15 protein-coding genes are annotated in these 21993 nt (G+C 37.9%); 13 read left to right on the top strand and 2 right to left on the bottom strand.

The window, feature by feature from the left end; genetic code table 11:
• Nucleotides 1-32: 32 nt before the first annotated feature.
• Complete coding sequence (locus ABC255_RS19850; RefSeq protein WP_412996223.1) at nucleotides 33-716, bottom strand: rhamnogalacturonan acetylesterase; 684 nt, start codon at nucleotides 714-716, stop codon at nucleotides 33-35.
• A gap of 337 nt (nucleotides 717-1053) precedes the next feature.
• Here ABC255_RS19850 and ABC255_RS19845 point away from each other — a divergent pair, with 337 nt between their 5' ends.
• Nucleotides 1054-3279, top strand: a complete 2226-nt coding sequence (locus ABC255_RS19845; protein WP_412996221.1) for a helix-turn-helix transcriptional regulator — start codon at nucleotides 1054-1056, stop codon at nucleotides 3277-3279.
• Between the two features lie 60 nt (nucleotides 3280-3339).
• Here ABC255_RS19845 and ABC255_RS19840 read toward each other — a convergent pair whose 3' ends face one another.
• On the bottom strand, nucleotides 3340-4224 hold the full coding sequence (locus ABC255_RS19840) for a carbohydrate ABC transporter permease (RefSeq protein ID WP_412996220.1): 885 nt from the start codon (nucleotides 4222-4224) through the stop codon (nucleotides 3340-3342).
• Between the two features lie 445 nt (nucleotides 4225-4669).
• On the opposite strand from ABC255_RS19840, the gene ABC255_RS19835 reads away from it, so the two are divergent.
• The 12 genes from ABC255_RS19835 (at nucleotide 4670) to ABC255_RS19780 (ending at nucleotide 21858) form a co-directional block, all read left to right on the top strand.
• Nucleotides 4670-5527 carry an ABC transporter permease gene (locus ABC255_RS19835; protein ID WP_412998598.1) on the top strand — a complete coding sequence of 286 codons (858 nt, stop codon included), beginning with the start codon at nucleotides 4670-4672 and terminating at the stop codon, nucleotides 5525-5527.
• A gap of 21 nt (nucleotides 5528-5548) precedes the next feature.
• Entirely contained in the window at nucleotides 5549-6232 is a 684-nt protein-coding gene (locus ABC255_RS19830) for a YesL family protein (protein ID WP_412996218.1), read from the top strand.
• A complete protein-coding gene (locus ABC255_RS19825; protein ID WP_412996216.1) occupies nucleotides 6177-7706 on the top strand; it encodes an extracellular solute-binding protein in 1530 nt (509 codons plus the stop codon). The genes ABC255_RS19830 and ABC255_RS19825 overlap by 56 nt, the downstream gene beginning before the upstream one ends.
• Before the next feature lie 104 nt (nucleotides 7707-7810).
• A complete protein-coding gene (locus tag ABC255_RS19820; protein WP_412996215.1) occupies nucleotides 7811-8926 on the top strand; it encodes a glycoside hydrolase family 88/105 protein in 1116 nt (371 codons plus the stop codon).
• A 4-nt stretch (nucleotides 8927-8930) separates the two neighbouring features.
• The gene (locus ABC255_RS19815; RefSeq protein WP_412996213.1) at nucleotides 8931-10265 is read left to right on the top strand and encodes a glycoside hydrolase family 28 protein; all 1335 of its coding nucleotides are present in this window, start codon (nucleotides 8931-8933) and stop codon (nucleotides 10263-10265) included.
• A complete protein-coding gene (locus tag ABC255_RS19810; RefSeq protein WP_412996211.1) occupies nucleotides 10262-11161 on the top strand; it encodes a dienelactone hydrolase family protein in 900 nt (299 codons plus the stop codon). Before ABC255_RS19815 ends, ABC255_RS19810 begins: the two co-directional genes overlap by 4 nt.
• On the top strand, nucleotides 11131-12069 hold the full coding sequence (locus ABC255_RS19805) for a pectinesterase family protein (protein ID WP_412996209.1): 939 nt from the start codon (nucleotides 11131-11133) through the stop codon (nucleotides 12067-12069). The genes ABC255_RS19810 and ABC255_RS19805 overlap by 31 nt, the downstream gene beginning before the upstream one ends.
• A 20-nt stretch (nucleotides 12070-12089) precedes the next feature.
• The gene (locus ABC255_RS19800; RefSeq protein ID WP_412996207.1) at nucleotides 12090-12551 is read left to right on the top strand and encodes a hypothetical protein; all 462 of its coding nucleotides are present in this window, start codon (nucleotides 12090-12092) and stop codon (nucleotides 12549-12551) included.
• Nucleotides 12508-14076 carry a glycoside hydrolase family 43 protein gene (locus ABC255_RS19795; RefSeq protein WP_412996206.1) on the top strand — a complete coding sequence of 523 codons (1569 nt, stop codon included), beginning with the start codon at nucleotides 12508-12510 and terminating at the stop codon, nucleotides 14074-14076. The genes ABC255_RS19800 and ABC255_RS19795 overlap by 44 nt, the downstream gene beginning before the upstream one ends.
• A gap of 23 nt (nucleotides 14077-14099) precedes the next feature.
• Nucleotides 14100-16517 carry an Ig-like domain-containing protein gene (locus ABC255_RS19790; RefSeq protein WP_412996205.1) on the top strand — a complete coding sequence of 806 codons (2418 nt, stop codon included), beginning with the start codon at nucleotides 14100-14102 and terminating at the stop codon, nucleotides 16515-16517.
• Between the two features lie 107 nt (nucleotides 16518-16624).
• Nucleotides 16625-18193, top strand: a complete 1569-nt coding sequence (locus ABC255_RS19785; RefSeq protein WP_412996203.1) for an alpha-L-rhamnosidase-related protein — start codon at nucleotides 16625-16627, stop codon at nucleotides 18191-18193.
• Nucleotides 18194-18441: 248 nt separating this feature from the next.
• Nucleotides 18442-21858, top strand: a complete 3417-nt coding sequence (locus ABC255_RS19780) for a glycoside hydrolase family 3 C-terminal domain-containing protein (RefSeq protein ID WP_412996201.1) — start codon at nucleotides 18442-18444, stop codon at nucleotides 21856-21858.
• Nucleotides 21859-21993: the final 135 nt, after the last annotated feature.

The raw sequence follows: 21993 nt of genomic DNA, 5'->3' as shown, positions 1-21993 counted from the left end.
TCCTTATAAAGGCTCATAGATATAGTAGTTCACTATTTCAATAGGTTCTTTAGAGGTAAATGACTTTGTTGGATTGCTTCAATAATTATTTGGGCTACTTTTTTTGCTCCATCTTCATTGAAGTGGGTGTTGTCCGTGATCCCCTCAGGATAGTTTTCGGATTGACCCGGTGGTAAATGCAAATAGTATTTTTTTGATTCCTCGTCACCGGCTTTTGCCATAAACTCTGTGGTAATTTTATGTATGTCTAGGACAGGTACCTGGTATTTTTCGGCAAATTGAATCATGGCTTGAGGATAATCTCCAACTGATATGCTATCAATCTTTTCATCTTCAAACTTTCGACGAGTAACTGACGTTAATAATAATGGATAGGCATTTTTTTGTTGTGCCACCAGAATGAACTTGCCGAGGTTATCTTGATAGTCACCATAAGGGTGAGTTCCTCGTACAGGATCCTCTATTTTTTGATCATTGTGGCCAAATTGGATGACTAAGTAATCTCCGGGTTGAATGGTTTTCTCAATAGCAGCTAAATGACCCTCTTTTATAAATGATTTTGTGCTACGACCATTAATAGCACGATTTTCAATCTTTACATTTTCTTTAAAGTACGCTTGAAATGCTTCCCCCCAGCCCGTTTCTGGCCGTTTTTCTGGTAGTTTTATAGCAGCAGTAGAATCTCCTGCTATATAAATCGTTATTTGATTCTCCATTGGCATTCACTCCCATATATAAATATCTTCCTAATTGTTGCTAAAAGCATATGTACACGTTAACATTTTTATGTTAAAACAAAAATAGAACCTATTTTCTTTGATGAGTACTATTGTAATGTGGATTTGGTTGGATTGTACGGAGAAATGTTAACGTTAACATTGTATAATCTAACAGTTTTTGTGTCAATGCAAATAACATGCAAAGTTAAATGAAAGATTACATAGTCTTGTAAGTATGGAAATTGTATTATATTATTACGTAAGCGTTATCAAATTTTAGAAAATTTATTTTTTTTACGATATAGTGGAAACCAGTAACGAAGGAGTGAAATTATTGAGAAAAGCAAGAATGTTTTACAAGCTGTTTATCCCGTTTTTCTTAGTAGGAATAGGGCTTGTCATTGGATTTAGCATATTTATCTATAATTCCACTTATAATTCCGTTGAGGAAAGTTTCTTAAAGGATAAGAAAAATTATACGAAACAAATTCTTAACAATGTTGAACAAAAAGTAAGAACAATCGAGTATGGATATACTGCCTACAGTGCAACTTCTAAATTTGGTGAGATCTTTAAAAACCCTTTGTCAGGTAAAGATTTTGATATATACCGAGATATCAAAAAAGAGATGAGTTACATAGATATGATGGGGATAGAAGGCAGTAGCAATAGTTTAGTAAGCTTAGAAGGGAACTGGGGAATCATTAACGGCTCTTTAAAGGCGCTTACAACCGAGGAAGTTACCGAATATAAAAATACATATATTAACAATAATACCAATAACCTTTTTTGGAAACCAATAAAATCCGGAATTGAAATGGTTATGACTTTACCAATGTATAAGAGGGAAAAGTTCGCTTTAGGAATTTCCTATATTCCTAGAAGAAGTATTGAACAAATTATAGGAGATAAAAACAATACAGTAGAAATTTATAATAAGAAAAATCAATTACTTTACTCTAGTATGATGAAAGAGCCTGAAGTGAAAAAAGGTAGTTTTCAAGACTTTAAAGCAGTTTCTAACGAAAGCGGGCAAACCGCAAATGTTTTAGAAACAGACGATGGAAAGAAATATGTTTATATGCAGTCTGATTATAATCGGTGGCTTTATGTGGTGGAGATAAATGAAAAAGAGATTGGCAGTATTATTCATAACACGAGAGTGGGCCTTTTTATTGTATCAGCCCTATTAATTTTTTTGGTGGCAATTATATCATATGTGCTGGCGGTATCGTACACACGACCGATAAAGAAAATACAGGCAAAACTGGACATTCAGGGAGAACATAAAAAACAAAATGAACTTTCCTTTTTGGCTGACTCTATCGATAAAATTGTTGGACAAAATGAGTTGTTAACAGCTAGTCTATCTATTCAGAAACCTCAATTGGAGACATTATTTGTTTTAAGTTTATTTAGAAAACGGATCCCTGAAAACGATGTGACGAATCGTTTAGAGCAATTTGGCTACCATTTTGAAGAGGAAAAGGTGTTTTATACAGGTTTGATACAAATTGATAACTTTGATGATCAGCAAATTGGAGATAAAACTCTTTTATTATTGGCAATTAATAATATCGTAGGAGAAATGGTCCCAAAGGCTGAACGCTTAAATCCAATAGTACTAAATGATGAAATGCAGGCTACCATCTTTATCTTAGATAAAAGCGACCAAGAACCTGAGCGTCGGATCATGAAGTACTACGAGGAAATACAAGCAGCCGTGAAAGAGTCGCTGAATATCATTATTAGTGTTGGTATTAGCCCAATCTACGAATCGTTAATTGATAGTAAAAAAGCGGTAGATTTAGCAAAAGAATCACTCCATTACCGAGTCAATGTTGGAACAGAGTCAATCATTTTCTATAAAGATATTTCTTCGATGTTAAATGATGCGTCTATTTCCAAATTCCCTGTCGAATTACTTAATGAGTTATTAAATGCAATTCGTTCTGGTCATGAGGAAGACGTCATGAACTTGGTAGACCGGCTTGTAGAAGAGATTTTTCGTTTAAATAAAAATCCTATTAGCTTAGGAGTGACCTTAATACGAGTCATAAATGAGCTCGTACAATTAGGACAACTATTAGGTGCTGAATCAAAAATCTTTGAAAATATTAAGAAATTGTATCAAGCAGCCATGAATGCCTATTATCCAGAAAAAATTAAGGAAATGTTAATTAACGATTTAATCAAACCGGTTATTATTAGTACCCACGATAAGACAGAAAGAGGATTTAAATCCTTGTCAGAAAAAATCGTTTATATTGTACAAACGGAATATGATCAAGAAATTTCCCTGGATATTATTGCAGATCGCCTGCATTACAATCCTAATTACTTAAGCAATGTATTTAAAAAAGAGTATGGGGAGAATTTTGTAGACTTTCTGATGAATTATCGTCTACAAATGGCACAAACCTTGTTAAAGGATACCGATTTGGCCATTAAAGAAATCGCAGAACGATTGCAATACCGAAATTCTCAAAACTTTATTCGTTTCTTCAAAAAGAAATTAGGAATGACCCCAGGAGATTATCGTAAGGAATATATGCATTAGAACTTTATTCCATTAAAAAAAAGCTTCAATAGCGAAGCTTTTTTTTGATGGAAATTTATATTATCCTTTTACAGATCCAACTAATGCACCTTTAACGAAGTATTTTTGCACAAATGGGTAAGCAATTAACATTGGAACAGTGGCGATAACAATTACAGCCATCTTAATCGTTTGAGCAGGCGGTACAACATCGACTGAAGACCCTTCCGCTTGCATACCACTAGAGACAATGACAATTTGACGTAATAGTACTTGTATCGGCCATTTGGTAGAATCATTAATGTAAAGAATGGCTGTCATATACGTATTCCAATAGGTGACTGCATAAAACAATGAAATGGTTGCGATTGATGGTAATGCCAGCGGAAGCATGATTTTAACGAATACACCAAAATCTGTGCAGCCATCCATTTTTGCAGATTCTTCTAAGCTATCAGGTAAGGCTTGAAAAAAGTTTCTCATGATAATTAAGTTGAACGCGTTAATGGCGACTGGCAAGATTAATGACCAATAAGAATCAATTAAACCAACGGATTTAACAACTAAAAAGGTTGGAATCATACCGCCGCTAAACAGCATGGAGAAAACAACAATAAAATTAATCGAATTTCGCCCGACTAGATATCTTCTAGACAAGCCGTAAGCCATTAAAGCAGTAAGAATCATACTAACTAAAGTACCAATACCCGTTACGCCAATCGAAACAGCTAATGACTTAAAGAGGGTAGGGGTTGATAAGATATAGCGATATGCATCCAAAGAAAAAGTACGTGGAAATAAGATAAACTTTCTTGCGACCACTTCCTGAGTAGATGCAAATGAACTTGCGATCACATTGACAAATGGAAGAAAACAGATTAGTGCAATCAAAACTAGAATGGTTCCATTAATAATGGGAAAGGCTAGGCCTCCTTTGTGTTTTTTATTCTGTTTCGTTTTCTTCATGTAAATCCTCCTCGCTTCCAAAATAATAAGCCATTTATCTTTTAGTAAGATAAATCAACCTTATCATTCGATCAAAATTCCGTATATAATCAATATCCCACTATTGATTCAATAACAAAGAGAGCGTTTTTATGGTAAAAAAATTACTCTATAAACGGATAATCACAACCAAATAAAAACTATCATTATGGTGGATACAATGTTCAAAAACCCTGATACCACAGGGTTTTGTAAGCGTAATCATAAAATGATTATGTACGTAATTTTTCAATTTCAGTATGCTTAAAACAAGAAAGGAAAACAAAATGAATAGAGGAGGAATGAAATGGAAGGTGCTGTAAACCAAAATAATCAACCATTGTCCATTTTGACAGCAAGGGAGCTAAAAATTAAAAAAAGACAAAAAATCATTGCGGGATTAAAAACGAATAAGTTCTTATATTTAATGATTTTTCCTGGATTACTTTATTTCATTATATTTAAGTACTTACCTATGGCGGGTCTCATTATTGCGTTTCAAGACTATCAACCATTCTTAGGGATCTTAGGAAGTCCATGGGCGGGTCTCAAACATTTTATTCGTTTATTTACGGAACCCACTTTCTTCATGTTATTAAAGAATACATTAATTTTGTTTGCTTTAAATCTTGTAATCTTTTTCCCATTACCTATTATCGTGGCTCTCATGTTGAATGAAGTGAAGAATAAATATTTTAAAGCTGGAATTCAAACGATTATCTATATTCCTCACTTTATGTCTTGGGTAATTATTGTTTCAATCTCTTTTATCTTTTTAAATGTTGACGGCGGTATTATTAATGAATTCTTAGCTTTAATAGGAATGGAGAAAATCAGCTTCTTAACAGCACCTGATTGGACAAGGACCATGTATATCGCACAAATTATCTGGAAAGAATTAGGCTGGTCAACGATTATTTATCTGGCGGCTATTACAGCAGTGGATACACAATTATATGAAGCAGCTGAAATGGATGGTGCAGGTCGTCTTCGAAAAACTTGGCATGTAACATTACCTGCTATTCGTCCAGTCATTATTACTCTATTAATCTTGAAGATTGGCAGCACCTTGGATCTAGGTTTTGAGCATATGTACCTGTTACTTAACTCCTTAAACCGCAGTGTGGCAGAAATTTTTGATACTTACATCTATACAGCAGGTTTAAAGAATGGGCAGCTAAGCTTCAGTACTGCTGTGGGCTTATTTAAAGGGCTTGTTGGATTGGTATTGGTCATCCTTGCGAATAAACTAGCGAAAAAATTTGGAGAAGATGGAGTGTATTAGAGAAGAGAAGGAGGGGATATCATGCTGAAATCAGTGGAAAGGTTAAACCACGTTTTAACGATCATCCTAAACTTGGTATACGTGAATTTTTTATGGATACTATTTACCATTTTGGGATTAGGTATATTCGGTATTGGCCCCTCCACTTATGCCTTGGTTAGTATTTGCAGGCAATGGGTTCGGGACAGGAGCCTGCCTGTTTTCAAAACCTTCTGGAAGTATTACAGAGAGGGTTTCAGAGAGTCTGTTATCATTAGTTGGATCTATCTATTAGGCGGGATTGTTTTAATCGTTGATTTAATGCATGTATCCAATTGGTATATTAGAGTCGCATTATTTGGGATCAGTTTTATCTATTTATTATCGCTAGTTTATATCTTTCCGATTATGGCTCATTATAATTGGAAAGGAATTCGCATTAAGATCAAGATGTCTCTATTATTTGGTTTTTCCTGTCTACAGTATTCACTTGTTTTACTTTTGGTTACAGGTGTAGTGTACTGGGCCGCAGCCAACTTTTTTCCAGGGGTTATAACCTTTTTAGGTATTAGTTTCTTATTCTATTTGATTACTTGGACAGCTAATCAAGTGTTTACAAGAATGGAAACGATGAATGCCGAAGAGCTAGAAGATAAATATATTCACCAAAATGCAAAGGAGAATTGGGATGAAAAAACAAAAGGTATCAAAGTTAGCCAGTGTTAGTTTAGCAGGTGCGCTTCTATTAGCAGGGTGCAATAGTACAGCTTCTACCGACAAAAATTCCTCAAAAAAAGAAGATCAAAACAGTACAGCAGAAATTTCTTGGTTAAACATTCTGCACACAGCTTCACCACCGACAGATACGGTGTTAGACCAAATTGAGAAAAAAACAAAGACAGAAATTAAATTCTCTTGGATTCCAGATGCCTCAAAAGAGGAACGTCTCAATACAGCATTAGCTTCAGATTCATTAGCAGATATTGTTACTTTAACCATTTTGGAAAATTCTTCTGTACGTAATGCCTTGAAATCAGGGATGTTCTGGAATGTAGAAGATTATTTAGACGAGTTCCCTAACTTAAAAGCGATTTCAAAAGACATTCGTACGTCAGCCTCCATTGAAGGTAAGCTTTATGGGATACCGTTTCAAAAGGATTTATCACGAAATGGTGTCGTTCTACGTAAAGATTGGTTAGATAAATTAGGTTTGCCTGTTCCTAAAACAACAGAAGAATTAATGGAAGTGGCGAAAGCGTTTACAGAAAAAGATCCTGATGGTAATGGGAAAAATGACACGACCGGATTTATGGATCGAAGTGATTTAATCTATGGTGCTTTCAAAACATTAGGTTCATACCACGGTACACCAAATAATTGGCAGGTGGACTCGAAAGGTAACTTTGCTGCTGAGTTTGAAACAGATGGCTATATTGCAACAATGGACTACATGAAAGAGTTATATGAAAACGGCTGGATTAACAAGGACTTTGCTGTAACAGCAAAAACAGATCAACAGCAAAACTTCGCTCAAGGCAAGGCAGGTATTTATGTGGGAGCCTTATTTGATGCTAAAAACCTACAAACAATGGCAGCAGGTATCCAAGATAATATGGAAATTGCCTTAGTCAATGAGATGACATCCGATGCAAATTCTGAAAGAGCCATATGGTCTGCAGGTAATGGTATTGGTGGATTATTAGCATTCCCACGTTCAGAAGTAAAAGATGAAGCAGAATTAAAACGTCTTTTGAAATTCGTTAATGATTTATTAGATTCAGATACCTATACATTGATGACTTATGGTATTGAAGGTACACATTATAAGATTAATGATGAGGGTGCTTATGAAATTATTAACCAGGACTTATGGCAACAGGAAGTACAGCCTTTTGCCGCTTCACGTCCAAAAGAGGCTGGCTATGGTTTAAAAGATCCTAACCCAATTAAATCGTTAGCAGATGATATGATCGCTGAAAACGCTAAATTTGCTGTCTTTAACCCTGCCGTACCTTTAGAATCACCAACTTTCACCACACAAGGTTCTGAATTACAAAAAATCATTACGGATGCTACTTATCAATACATTTTAGGTGAAATATCTCTCGAAGATTTTAAGAAAGCAGTTAAAGGTTGGAATGACCAAGGCGGAAAAACAATAAAAGAGGAATATAAAGCAGCGTATAACGAAGCAAAATAATCACCAATGGAGGTCTTTTTATTGAATTTTGTTCAATAGAAAGTACCTCCATTCTATATCCTGAATGTCAAAATAATAGAAATGAGAATTGGAGAATTATAATGATGAATTGGTCCGTTAAAACAGCAAATTCAATTATGGAAAGATTACCTCGTTTGTATGAGGACAAAGGGTATAAAGGTAAGTGGTCCTATGATTATGGAGTGATATTTAAAGGGTTTGAAAGAGTCTGGAAGCAGACGGAAGAACGAAAATATTTTAATTTTATAAAGGAAAACATGGATTATTTTATCCAAGAAGATGGATCAATTAAAGGGTATCAACTAGATGAATATAATATCGATCATATTAACAATGGAAAAATGTTATTTGTCCTTTACAAAGAAACCGGAGAGGGAAAATATAAAAAAGCTGCTGAGTTATTACGCAGACAGCTCGAAACACACCCTAGAACATCTGAAGGTGCATTCTGGCATAAACAAATTTATCCTTATCAAATTTGGCTCGATGGCTTGTACATGGGCTCACCTTTTTATGCAGAGTATCAAACAACCTTTGCTGATGGGAAAGGTTTAGAAGATATCATTCAACAGTTTAAACTTAGTTATCAACATTTAATAGATGAACAAACAGGGCTATTATATCATGCTTGGGATGAGGAAAAGGTTCAGCCATGGGCCAATAAAGAAACTGGTTTGTCTGAAAATTTCTGGGGTCGCTCAATGGGCTGGTATTTATTAGCGTTAGTAGATACTTTAGAAATCTTGCCTGAAGATACGCCAAATCGAGACTTTCTTGTACACATAACAGAGAAAACTTTAAAGGCACTAGTAAACTACCAAGATGAAGCAAGTGGTGTCTGGTATCAGGTAACAGATAAGGGTCATGAAAAGGGAAATTACTTAGAAGCTTCGTGCAGCAGCATGTTTGTATGTGCAATAGCAAAAGGGATTCGCCTGGGAGTTCTTGATCGAAATGAATGGGAAAACCAATTAAGAAAATCGCATCAAGGAATATTGGACGAATTTGTCTTGCTAACAAAAGAAGGCTGGGTGAATTTAAATAAGAATTGTCAGGTTGCAGGACTGGGTGGACTTGATCAACGTGATGGTACCTATGCGTATTACATTAGTGAGCCGATTATATGTAATGACCAAAAAGGGCTGGGTGCGTTTTTACAAGCTTTAGCCGAATTTGAAGAAGTCATGAATGAGGAGTAAGGATATGACAACTTACTATATTACCGATTTTGGTGCATTAGCCGATGGGAGTTTATGTACCAAATATATCCAGAACGCTATTGATGAAGCCTCTATAAACGGTGGCGGCCAAATTGTCATCCCCTCAGGTGTATTTTTATCAGGTGCTTTATTTTTAAAAGATAATATTGAATTACATCTATCTATTGGGGCCACTTTGAAATTCTCGGATGAACAAGAGGACTATCCAGTGGTAGTTTCTCGGTGGGAAGGTGTGGTACGAGAAGTATATGCGTCATGTATTTATGCAGCAGATGCAAAAAATATTGCTATCACTGGTTTCGGCACGATTGATGGAAATGGAGAGAAATGGTGGCATATTTTTCGAAATGAGCGAGAAAAGCTGGCTTACCCGCGTCCCAAATTAATTAGTTTTGACGGGTGTGAGCATATTACCATTCGAGATGTATCCTTAATCAAATCACCCAGCTGGACCGTAAATCCGATTCGTTGTCACGATGTAACAATCGATAATCTTTCTATTCTCAATCCATCTGACTCCCCTAATACGGATGGAATTGATCCAGAATCTTGTAAGAATGTAAGAATCAGCAACTGCCACATTGATGTAGGAGACGACTGTATCGCGATTAAAGCGGGTACGGAAGATACTGCGGAAAGGGTATCTTGTGAGAACATTACGATTACGAACTGTACGATGGTTCACGGCCATGGGGCAGTGGTATTTGGCAGCGAAATGAGTGGTGATATCCGAAATGTTACGATTAGTAACTGTACTTTCCAGGATACTGATCGGGGGATTCGCTTTAAATCACGGCGTGGACGGGGAGGAGTGGTGGAAGATATTCGAGTCGACAATATTGTCATGGAACGGGTAATCTGTCCATTTATTCTTAACCTATACTACTTTTGTGGACCTAAAGGAAAGGATAAATACGTCTGGGATAAAAATCCATACCCAATAACTAAAGAAACACCATCCTTTAGAAGAATACACTTTTCTAATATTACGGCTCGGAACGTTCATGCCTCAGCGGGGTTTATCTACGGCTTAGCGGAGCAATACGTTTCCGAAATTACATTTAATAACATTGATATTTCTATGGCAGAAGATCCGATTCCTGGGAAACCAGCAATGATGGCAGGATTAGAGGATATGAATAATCGGGGTTTTTATGTAGGGTTTTCAAAAGATATCCTAATTAATCGAGTAACAATTGAGAATCATGAAGGTCCAGCTTTTTATGTCGAATATAGCCAGGATGTAGAGATTACCCACTGCAAATCAAAGAATACAAAAGTTGAAGAAGTACTCCTTAAGGAAGTAGGGGTAGTGTGAGTGAAAAAAGGCGCAGCCAACTGATCGATTTGTTAGGAGGATGTTCGCAATCGGAAAACCTATCTGCACAATTAATCAGTATAGAGAAAAGGCAGGGGTTTGTTTTAGAAAGTTTAATGCTGCATTTAAATGATATTGAAACTGTCCCGGCTTATTTTGCTAAACCATTGAATGCTGTTGAACCTTTACCAACGGTTATCTTTAATCATTCACATGGCGGCAATTTTGACCTAGGGAAGGAAGAACTCTTAAGCAGCAGCTCTTATTTGCAAAGCCCTTCCTTCGTTGAAGAAATAATCGAACTTGGGTTTGCAGTTTGTTCTATTGATATGTGGGGCTTTAATCAACGTAAAGGGAAACTGGAAAGTGAATTGGTAAAGGAAATGCTGTTAGATGGCCAAACTTTGTGGGGAATGCGCCTATTCGATAACATGGCCTTGTTAGACTATCTAGAAACTCGGCCAGATGTCGATTCTGCCAGAATTGCTGCAATTGGCATGTCCATGGGTGGTTTAATGAGTTGGTGGTTAGCTGCACTAGACGAGCGTGTAAAGGTTACAGTGGACATAGCAGCCCAAGTGGATATCGAGACATTAAAACAGAAACGCGGTTTAGATCATCATGGATTCTATTATTATGTTCCTGGATTCCTAAAGCATTTTTCTACATTAGCAGTTCAAGAAATGATTGCCCCAAGACCACGCCTCAGTATGATCGGTAAGGATGATCGAATGTGTCCCATTGAAGGTGCAGAATTCTTGAACGAGCAATTGAAAAAAACGTATGAACAACAATGTGTTCTTCAAAATTGGGAAGGCAGAATTCTTACAGGGGGACATCAGGAAACAAAGGAAATGAGATCATTATGGAAAACATTCTTAAAGAAACACCTTTAAAGTTTCTTAAAAGTCTAGTAGTTGGAAGAAATCAAATATGTGACTTTTTTAGTATTCAAGAGGCTCTAGATAGTTGTTGTGATGAAAATGGACCGGTAAAAATAACGGTTCTAAGTGGAGAGTATTATGAAAACATTTCCTTATATCAATCTAACATTACATTGATAGGAATAGGCTCAGTTAAGGTTATTGGAAATCGATACGCGTTACAAAAAGATGAACATTTCCGAGAAATAGGTACCTTCCAAACCGCAACTTTTTTTATTAATGGTGAAAATATAACTCTAGAAAATCTTGAGATTATTAATAATGCAGGTCCAGGAGAAGAGGTAGGCCAGGCGATTGCCTTATATAGTGAAGGAAACAACGTAACCTTTAAAAATTGTTCTTTTAGAGGGCAGCAAGACACTATTTGTCTGGGGCCGCTGCCAGAAATGCAAAAAAATGGCCAGCCTTTTTCTACTCCTGAAATTAGGACGATATATGCAGATAACAAGAGTTATTTTATTCATTGCTATATAGAAGGGACTGTTGATTATATTTTTGGTGGTGGTGAAGCAGTGTTTCATAGCTGTGAAATTAGGTCATTGAAAAGACCGAACAACAAGGATGGCTATGTTACTGCTGCTTCTACTTTAAAAAATAAAAAAGGTTTTTATTTTAATCAATGTTTTATTACTGCAGAAGCAGATGTTATAAATGTCTTTTTAGGAAGACCATGGCGCCCCTTTGCGAAAACTACATTTGCTAACTGTACGATAGGTTCACATATACATCACAATCGATGGGATGATTGGGGAAACAAAGCTAATAGAATAACGGTAGCTTATAAGGAATTTAACAATAGATATAGCGATCAAGGTGATATGAGCACAATAGATTGGATCGATTTCATACAACTAGATTAATAGGAAAGGAACTATGGAGAATGAAGCGAAAATGGGAAGTGATAATTGGAATAGCGGGTGTCCTGCTTTGTGTGATTTTCTTAGGCGGGTTTTCATTGACGATAACTTCTATGGAAGAAAGTACTTACGCGACAACGGTTTTTCCGATCCTGCAGGAGGGTGTTTCGGAGGAATACGTTTCAGAGGGTTTTGAAGCAGTGAAAGCGTTAGCTACATGGTTTGGTGTTACCCTGCTAATCGTATTTATTCTAGTTGCTCTGGCCACATTATCGATTTGGCGAAATAAGTATCCTAAAAGAGGAGCTGTGCTATTTATTTTTGCCTGCTTAGTAACATTAATTGGTACCCAATTTATTGCTTTTCCCATTGCTTTTCTCTTTTTTATTGCTGCAGGCTTGTGCTTGTTTAGAAAATTAAAGGAAAAAGAAGGAGTAGAACATGTATCAAACAAAAATTACCAATCCGATTTTACCAGGGTTTAATCCAGATCCATATATTTTGAAGGTGGAAGATACGTATTATATTGCTGTATCTTCCTTCGAATGGCTGCCAGGTGTCCGCGTGTATCAATCAAAAGATTTAGTAAATTGGGAACATGAAACGGATATTTTAACAAATCAGATAGATTTACGCGGCAATCCACAAAACGGAAGTATCTGGGCGCCTCAGCTTAGTTACTCTGAAGGTTTATTTTTTCTCGTCTATACCGATGTAAAAAGTACAATACGGCCATTTAAAGATAGCCACAATTACTTAATTTCTGCACCAAGTATCAACGGTCCTTGGTCAGCACCAGTGTACTTAAATAGCAGCGGTTTTGATCCGTCTTTATTCCATGATACCGACGGACGTAAATGGCTGTTAAATGAAATTTGGGATTATCGTATAGAAACGGGCAATAAATCAGTAGGAGTAGTCCTACAGGAATATGATGTTGAAAAACAAAGTTTAGTAGGATCAGTCTATAAGATTTTTGATGGTACTGAATTGGCTAAAACAGAAGCACCGCATATCTATCGTCATAATGATTATTACTATTTAATCACCGCAGAAGGTGGAACAGGTTCAGGTCATTCGGTTACGGTTTGCCGTGCAAAAGAACTTACCGGACCATATGAATTAGATCCACTCTATCCCATGTTAACTGCTAGTGATAAACCTCAATCACCATTACAATGTTCAGGTCACGGCAGCATTGTTCAGACCCCTATGGGCAACTGGTATATGGCCTATTTATGCACTCGACCTTTAATGGGGAAAGCAGCGATACTAGGACGTGAAACGGCTATTCAAGAGGTTTACTGGACAGACGATGGCTGGTTGCGATTTGTCGATGGAGGCAATGGACCATTGGTAGAAACTGAGATTATTACAGCAGAGCCAGTTGTACAAAGGAAAAATACGAACTTCCGAGATGATTTTACTGGCATTCTCGACAAAGAGTGGAATAGCTTGCGTATTTTGGCGGATGAATCTTGGTGTGATTTTACTAGTAGAGAAGGATATTTACGTGTAATCTCAGGTGATTCCATCCAATCCTTATTTGAACATCATATATTGGCTATCCGTCAAAAGGATTTCCAGTTTACTGCATCCACGAAAATTGCCTATACCCCAAAAACCTATAATCAAATGGCTGGATTACTGCTGTACTTAAATGATAGGAATTATCTTTATGCCTATCTGACTTATGATGAGAATAAAGGCCGTGTTCTTCGATTGATGAAATGCAGTGATGGTGAATTTACTTTATCTCCAGACATTATTTCAACAGAAGAGGGAGAAGTAGAATTGAAGATTGAGGTCAACGGACCAGTTGGAAGTTTTCATTATAGAATGGGTGACAAATCTATTTGGCTAGAACTTGGAGAACCTCAGGATTTGTTATTCTTGGCGGGAGGATTTACAGGTAACTTTGTAGGAATTGCTGTTCATGATATGGACCGAAAAGCTGGTTCTTATGCTGATTTTGCCTACTTTGAATATCTTGGTTTAGATTCAAAATAACAGGATTAGGAGATGATTAAATCTTGAAAAAACGAATATTAAAAGGAAAGAAAATCCAAGCTTCCATCATAACTGCCGCATTAGCCATTTCAAGTTTGGCAGTAGCACCAACAGATAATAAAGTAAAAGCAGGTACGGCAACATTTGATGATAAAATATTGGCATTTCCAGGGGCCGAAGGTGGAGGACGTTATACTTCTGGTGGTAGATTTGGGGAAGTCTATATCGTTAATACTCTAGAAGACTATGGAACCGGTGAAAAAGCAATTCAAGGATCGCTGCGTGATGCCTTGAGTAAGGACAATCGGTTCATCGTTTTTAACATTTCCGGAACAATCAATTTGAAAGAACCATTATCTCTAAGAAAACGAAAGAATGTGACGATTGCCGGACAAACGGCCCCTGGGGATGGAATTACTATCACTGGTTACGAAACCAATATCAGTGATTCTGAGAATGTGATTATTCGCTATCTTCGATTCCGTCCAGGAGCTGAAAATGTGCATACCGGTGATTCTATGGATGCTATTTGGGGTAGAAGCATGAAAAATGTCATGATTGATCATCTATCAACAAGCTGGTCTACCGATGAAACGATGTCGTTATATCGTGCGGAAAACATGACTGTACAGTGGTCAATTGTAGCAGAGAGTTTAGCAATGAGCGGGCATACGAAAGGACGTCATGGGTACGGTGGAATATGGGGAGGGGTAAATACCACATACCATCACAATCTAGTGGCAAACCATACTTCTCGAAATCCGCGTTTAGGTGGTGGTACAGCAGAGGCAGATGACAACAACCATCTTGGCTTATTTGATATAAGAAATAATGTGATTTATAACTGGGGATTTAACACGGCATACGGCGGCGGCAGAGCCTATGCAAATTATATGAATAATTATATGAAGCCAGGATTAGGAACACGTACAAGTGTAGAATCAAGGGTGATTGATGCAGGGGAGAAAGATAAACCAGGTAAATTTTACATTAACGGAAATGTACTTGAAGGAAATGAGGAAGTATCAAAAGATAATTCAAAAGGTATTTATGTTTCTGAAAGCGCTGCCCCAACAACAGAGATAGTGGATGAAGAGTTTATGATGGATGGAACAGCTGAAGAAGCACTTCGAACAACGACTGCTGAAGAAGCCTATACAGAGGTTCTAGCGAAAGCTGGAGCAACTTATCCAAAAAGGGATGCCTTGGATGCAAGAATTATTAACGAGGTGAGGAACAATTTAGGGAGATTTGTTAACCGCCATGAAGAAGTAGGAGGTCTTCCATATAATGAAACAATTTCTCGTCCAGCAGATTTTGACAAAGATCAGGACGGGATAGCAGATGATTGGGAGCTTAAAAATGGGTTAGATCCGAATAATGCTAATGATAGCCGAGAATTATCAGCAGATCAAAGCGGATATTCTAATATTGAAAATTACGCTAATTCTTTGATTGATATGGAATACAAACCAGAAAACCCAGAAGTATCACTGAAAAGCCCAACAAATAATCAGATTTATAAAACAGGTGAATCAGTTACCATTGAAGCAAATGTTACCGGTAGGACCGAGATTGAAAGAGTAGAATTTTATAATGGAGATCAGATTATTGGAACCGTTACAAGCGAGCCATTTACTCTGAACACCAACTTACCAGATGGTACCTATTATATTTCCGCCAAGGCAATTGATCAATCCGGTCTTATGACACAAGCGACTGCATCCGTTATACATGTCAATAGCGAAACGAATCTAAAACAGTGGAAATCAATAGATATTGGTTCGCCAAATATTCCAGGTCATGCATCTATAGCAAATGATGTAATGACTGTTAAAGGTTCAGGAAAGTTAATATCAGATGATGATAAATTCCACTTTACTTATCGTAATCTAGCAGGAGACGGAGAATTGATAGCAAAGGTAGAGACTATGACACCCGTCGATCACCATGCTTTTGCTGGATTAATGATCCGAGAAACTCTTGAAAAAGACGCAAAGACGGTGGCGTTAGGTCTTTCCTATACCAAATCTTATTCTTGGAAGGAAAACGGAACCACTTACTATAGAAATCCATGGTCCGCCTATTTAGCTTCACGTTATGAACAAGGTGGGAAAATGGACGAATTAGGTGAGAACCTTGATTCACCAACAAGTGCAGAAGAGTCTGGAGTTGCGTTATTAAATGATATACCATTTAAAGATAAGGACCAGCACTTGGGGTATTATCTAAAACTTAAACGAACAGGTAATGTCTTTAGAGCGGAAGGTTCTGCAGATGGTATCAACTGGACCTTAATAGGAGAACGAGAAGTAGAAATGAATAAGAAAGTTTACATTGGTATGGCTGTAGACGGAAACAAAGTGTCTAACCATATCGATAATCTAAATACTGCTACTTTTTCTGATTTTCAATTCAACTTTTCAAAATCAAGCAATTAATTCCGTTGAACCAAAAATAAACAGACAAAATCCAAAAAATCCAACGCTTTCATTTCTTTTTCGATTGAAATAAACTAATTAATATCATCGAATCAGGAGTTGGTGTTTTGAGCATTCAAAAACTACAAAATCATTTAATAGTACGAAATGAGCCTTTTATCGACCAAGCAGAAAATTTAAAACCTCTCCTTAATGAAAAGATTGTAACGCCAATTTCAATGGTAGAAATAAAAAGCGATAAAGAAGTGATTCACGGCTGGAAGTCGGAGTTTGTTGCTCCTGCTTCCACTCTAGATAACTGTGTATACGGAAAAGGTGATTCCGTTATTCTTGATTTTGGTGACCACCAGGTTGGGTATCTTTCTATCAATATTCGACCAGAGGGAAGTCCACCGGATGCGCCTCTTAAATTGAAGCTAACAATTGGTGAAATGCCGGTTGAAATTGCGGAACCATTTGAAAACTACAATGGATGGCTTAGCAGCTCGTGGCTCCAGGAAGAAACGATTTTTGTGGATGTACTGCCAGCCGAAATTAATTTACCGCGCCGGTATAGCTTCAGGTATGTGAAATTTGAGGTAATGGATACATCGCCAAAATATCGTGTTGTATTTGAAAATGTAGAATGTCGTGCCGTCTCATCCGCCAATACTAATAATGTGAAAATAATTTCTCATCAAGATAAACAGCTTCAAAAAATGGATGAAATCAGCATCAAAACACTGGCAGATTGTATGCAGGATGTTTTTGAAGACGGTCCGAAACGAGATCGAAGACTGTGGTTAGGCGACTTACGGCTGCAAGCATTAGCAAACTATGAAACCTTCAAAAACAATGACCTTGTCAAACGGTGTTTATACCTTTTTGCAGGTGTTCCCGATGACAAAGGGAAAGTTCCAGCTAATGTATTTGTTGCGCCAAAACTGATTGCTGACGATACTTATCTATTTGATTATTCCTTGTTCTTTGCCTCCACCTTACATGATTACTATTTTGCTACAAGTGATATACAGACTTTACAAGAGCTTTGGCCAACTGCTTATAAGCAGGTTGAAATTGCGCTTGAACGACTTGATGAAAACCATATTTTAATCGACACAGCTGACTGGTGGTCATTCATTGATTGGCAGGAAGGATTAAACAAACAAACTCCTTCTCAAGCTATATTAATTTATACAATGAAACAGGTAATTCGACTTGCCAAAGAATTGAATTCACCTGAAAAGGACCTTTTGAGTGCCCGTTTAGAAAAAATGGAGACAGCTGCGAAAACTCATTTGTGGGATGAACAGCAGCAATTCTTTATTAGCGGTGCAGAACGTCAAGTATCCTGGGCAAGTCAAATTTGGATGGTGCTTGCTGGAGTTTTCAGTAAGGAGGAGAACCAGAAACTTATGGATCATTTGTTAAAAGAAAAACCTGAGGTTGGCATCGCTACCCCATATATGTACCATCATCTTGTCGAGGCACTGCTTGTTTCTGGAGATAAAGAACAGGCAAAAGCTGAAATGAAAACGTATTGGGGCGGAATGATTCAATATGGTGCGGATACATTTTGGGAATTGTATGATCCAAATAACAAAGATTTTTCACCTTATGGAAGCCATTTAATCAACAGTTATTGTCATGCCTGGAGCTGTACCCCAACCTATTTAATAAGAAAATATGATTTGTAGAATGATAGATATTACGAACAACCCAGGCAAATTTTTGCTGGGTTGTTCTTTTTTTGGAGGTTTATCCTGTTTTCGATTGTCCTAAAAAATACCTACATAATCAAAAAAATCGTACACTATCTGTTCTACTAGGGGATAGGCTATGATGTTTATATAGGAGACCGGTCCTTATTAAATAAACAGAATTTTGAAAACGCTTTATATTTGGGGAGGAAGTGAAAGGAATGAAGAAATCCCACCTCTTTGCGTTGGGAAAAAGAACACTATCAGTCATTCTTGTTACTACGCTTGCAACAGGTTTGGTTAACTTCCATGCACCAGCGAAACAAGCAGAAGAGAATATTGTCTTTAAAAAACAAGTTGGCGGTGTATTTGACGGAATGCCTTTGTTTGATGGTGAGCCTGAACATCTGGATGAGTTTGTGGACACCTACTTTGAATACACAGGCTTAGAAGGACCAGCAGTTTATGCTACCGGTTCGAGGAATCATTATACTCTACAGCGTGGAACAAATGCCGGAAAAGTTATTCCGGGTGCTCTTTCCGCAGCTGATAACGTTCAAGGGATATCTACAGACTTTCCGGCATTAGTTGGAATGGGGCAAACCTGGAACAAAGATCTCCTTTCTGATATCGGAAAAGTAATGGGAAGTGAAAAAATCAGTACTCTTAAGGTAAAACAGGGAGAATCAAACATTCATGGTGGTGCCAATGCCTCGGCCACCGTTGCCTTCACGGTTGTAAGTGATATGCGGATTAATCCATTGAGCGGGAGATTTGACGAGGGATTCTCGGAAGATGCTCATATGGCTGCTGAGATGATTGACGGAATGGCTGCTGGTCTTAGTGGAACAGACCAACAAAAGAGTGACGATGGGTTCTGGATGCGTGCGGCAGTCGGAACAAAACACTTCTCCGTATATAATGCACAGTGGTTCCGCCAAAGTGCGAATAATAGTGCAGGAGCACGATCAATTTTTGAATATCAAACACGCAGTCCTTTAAAAGCGCTTAGCACCGGCTCAGTTGCGGGAGTAATGACATCATTTGGCCGTACCAACGGCATACCTAACATCCTTTCCCCGTATCAAATTCATGCCAATAATTTCTCAAAATACGGAGTTTATAGTTCTCCGGACTTTAATGGAGACCAACTTGTATTTCAAGGAGCACAAGGAAATGGTTACGACACGCATTATGCAACGGATCGAACGAATGCAACGATCTTAATGATTTTGGCAAACGCTAATGCAGGGCGCCCAGGACCGAACCCACAGTTTGCATTGGCAGATGTTGCTGCTTTAGTAGGTGCAGTTGAGCAAGGCAAATATGGTATTACGAAAGAAGATTTAATAGAAGCTGCACGGCAGCATGTTAACCAATTAGTTCGTGTTGGTGTCTTTAATGAAGTAGATGAAAATGGCTTTCCAAAAAATTACCCTTTTGCACAAGAAGCAAAGGATGTAAGAACGGTACCGGCAACGTTTAATGCACCTGAACATCAAGAAGTAGCCTTGCAGGCTGCTCAAGAAAGTATCGTGCTCCTTAAAAATGATGGCACGCTGCCACTTGAGAAAAATAAGAAAGCTGCAGTTTCTGGTGTCTATGCAGATTCTAGATTCAAAACTACCTATTCTGTAGGAACAACTCCAAGTATTGAAAACTCTGGAATCTCACCATTGTCGGCTATTATTAAAGCCAATGGTGCAAGCAATGTATCCTACGACCCAGCAGTTAAAGTTGTTGCATTGAAATCAAAATTAAACGGCAAAACCGTCTCAGCTGACGTTAATGCTCCTAACGTTGCTAATGGTTCTCAACTTGTGACGACTTCCGAATCCTTAAATGTAAATAACCCTGCCCACTTGTTCGAGGTTTACAATTGGGGACAGGAAGGGTCCAGCTTACGTTCAGTAAAGAACGGGCGTTGGGTAACATCACCAAATGCAAATAACTCTGCAGTCGAAAATTCAAATAATACAGCATTAAACCTTACCAACAACGACTGGGACCTTGCGCAGATGGTCGGACAAACGAGTGCAATCCCGCCAACCATTCGTGTAGAGAAAAATGAAGATAAATCGGTTTCACTAATCGCCAGCGGATTCCGGACTGGTTTCTCAGGGGATTTCGCCAACTGGTATTATTCAAATGGGCGCTTTATTGCCACGGGTTCTGATGGGAAATTGAAAACATCTGCAGCACCGCTTGGTAATAAAGAAAACGCAGCTAACCGAAATGATGAAGTGAAATTTGAAGAAACCGTTGTTAAAGAAGTAGGCTCAGAAGCTGTTAAACGTGCAGAAACGGACGACTATGCGGTTGTTTTTGTCGGAGCAATTCCACGCCACAGTGCAGGGGAAGGTAATGACCGCTCTGACTTGAATATGAGTAGTGCAGACTACGAACTAGTAGATAAAGTCTCTGCTGCATTTGCCGCAAAAGGGAAAAAGACGGTAGTCGTGGTCAAAACAAGCTTCCCTGTTGGCATGGAAAAGATTCAAAACAATCCGAACGTATCTGCTATCGTCTACCAGCCATATGGCGGACAGTATGACAGCACAGCACTAACTCAAGTTCTATACGGTGACTATGCACCAACAGGCCGATTGTCTTCTACTTGGTATGCAGATATGTCCGCATTTCCAGCAATCAGTAAGTATTCTATCCCTGAGGGGAATACAACAATTGGACTTGCAGATATCGACCCGCGTTTTAAAGTGGATATGACGAATGCAGACCCTATCGAACAAGAACTAACATACATGTACACGAATGCAAAGGTTACTTATCCGTTTGGATATGGTCTTTCATACAGCAGCTTCACATACAGTGATTTCACTGCACCGGTAAATGCTGACGGAAAGACTACATTTGAAGTTAGTGTAAATGTCAAAAATAACGGAAATGTAAATACCTCAGAAGTTGTTCAACTATATGCAAAAAATAATAAATCCGTTTACGGCAATTATGCTCCACAAAAGCAGCTGGCCGCATTTGAAAAAGTTTCCCTCGCTGCAGGTGAAACAAAAACAGTGACCCTTTCCGTCAATCCTAAAGATTTAGCTATCTGGGATGTTAATAAAGGTGATTTCATTGCTGAAGAAGGAAACTATACGTTAATGGTAGGATCTTCATCAAAGGATGTCAAAGCAGAGAAGGAAATCAAGCTAGCCGGCGAATCTCTTGCAGCGCTGCCTGCAAATAAGCCGTTTAATGTCTTTGACCATGCATTTGCTTCTAACGAAGTAGTCTATCATGAAGTATCTAAACAAAGAACCGCAGAGAGCTTAAAAGCCGAGAAAGTCGTTGGCGGATATCATGCTGTCCGTTCAAAAGAAAATGGATCTTGGGTAGCATTGCCAAAAGTAGTTCTTACAGGCTCGAAATTGGTAACAGCTTCTGTTGCTAGTGATGCAGCTGGCGGAAAGATTACCTTGCATGCTGATTCTGTAAACAGCGCTCCATTTGCGGAAATCAATGTTCCAACCACCGGCCAGAAAACGTATACCATACAAAATGCCGGTGTAACGGTAAATGAGTTAGGATACACTGATGTAACAGTTGCCTTGGGTAAAAATGCACCAAAGGGACAGCATACGATCTATGTCAAATTCCATTCACCAGACCTTCGGATTGACAGCCTTGCTTTTAAGGTAAAGTAAAAGTATTACCTGTTATAAGTAATAGAAATACAGCCCTTGCCAATCGCAGGGGCTGTGCTCTATTTTTTCTTCGAGACGCATAAAGTAAAGATTCATATAGAAAATCTTTATTTTTCGGTTTATGATAAAAATATA

The organism is Neobacillus canaveralius (genome assembly GCF_047237705.1).
GTDB classification, from domain to species: domain Bacteria; phylum Bacillota; class Bacilli; order Bacillales; family Cytobacillaceae; genus Neobacillus; species Neobacillus niacini_K.
This window is presented reverse-complemented; position numbering and strand designations above follow the sequence as displayed.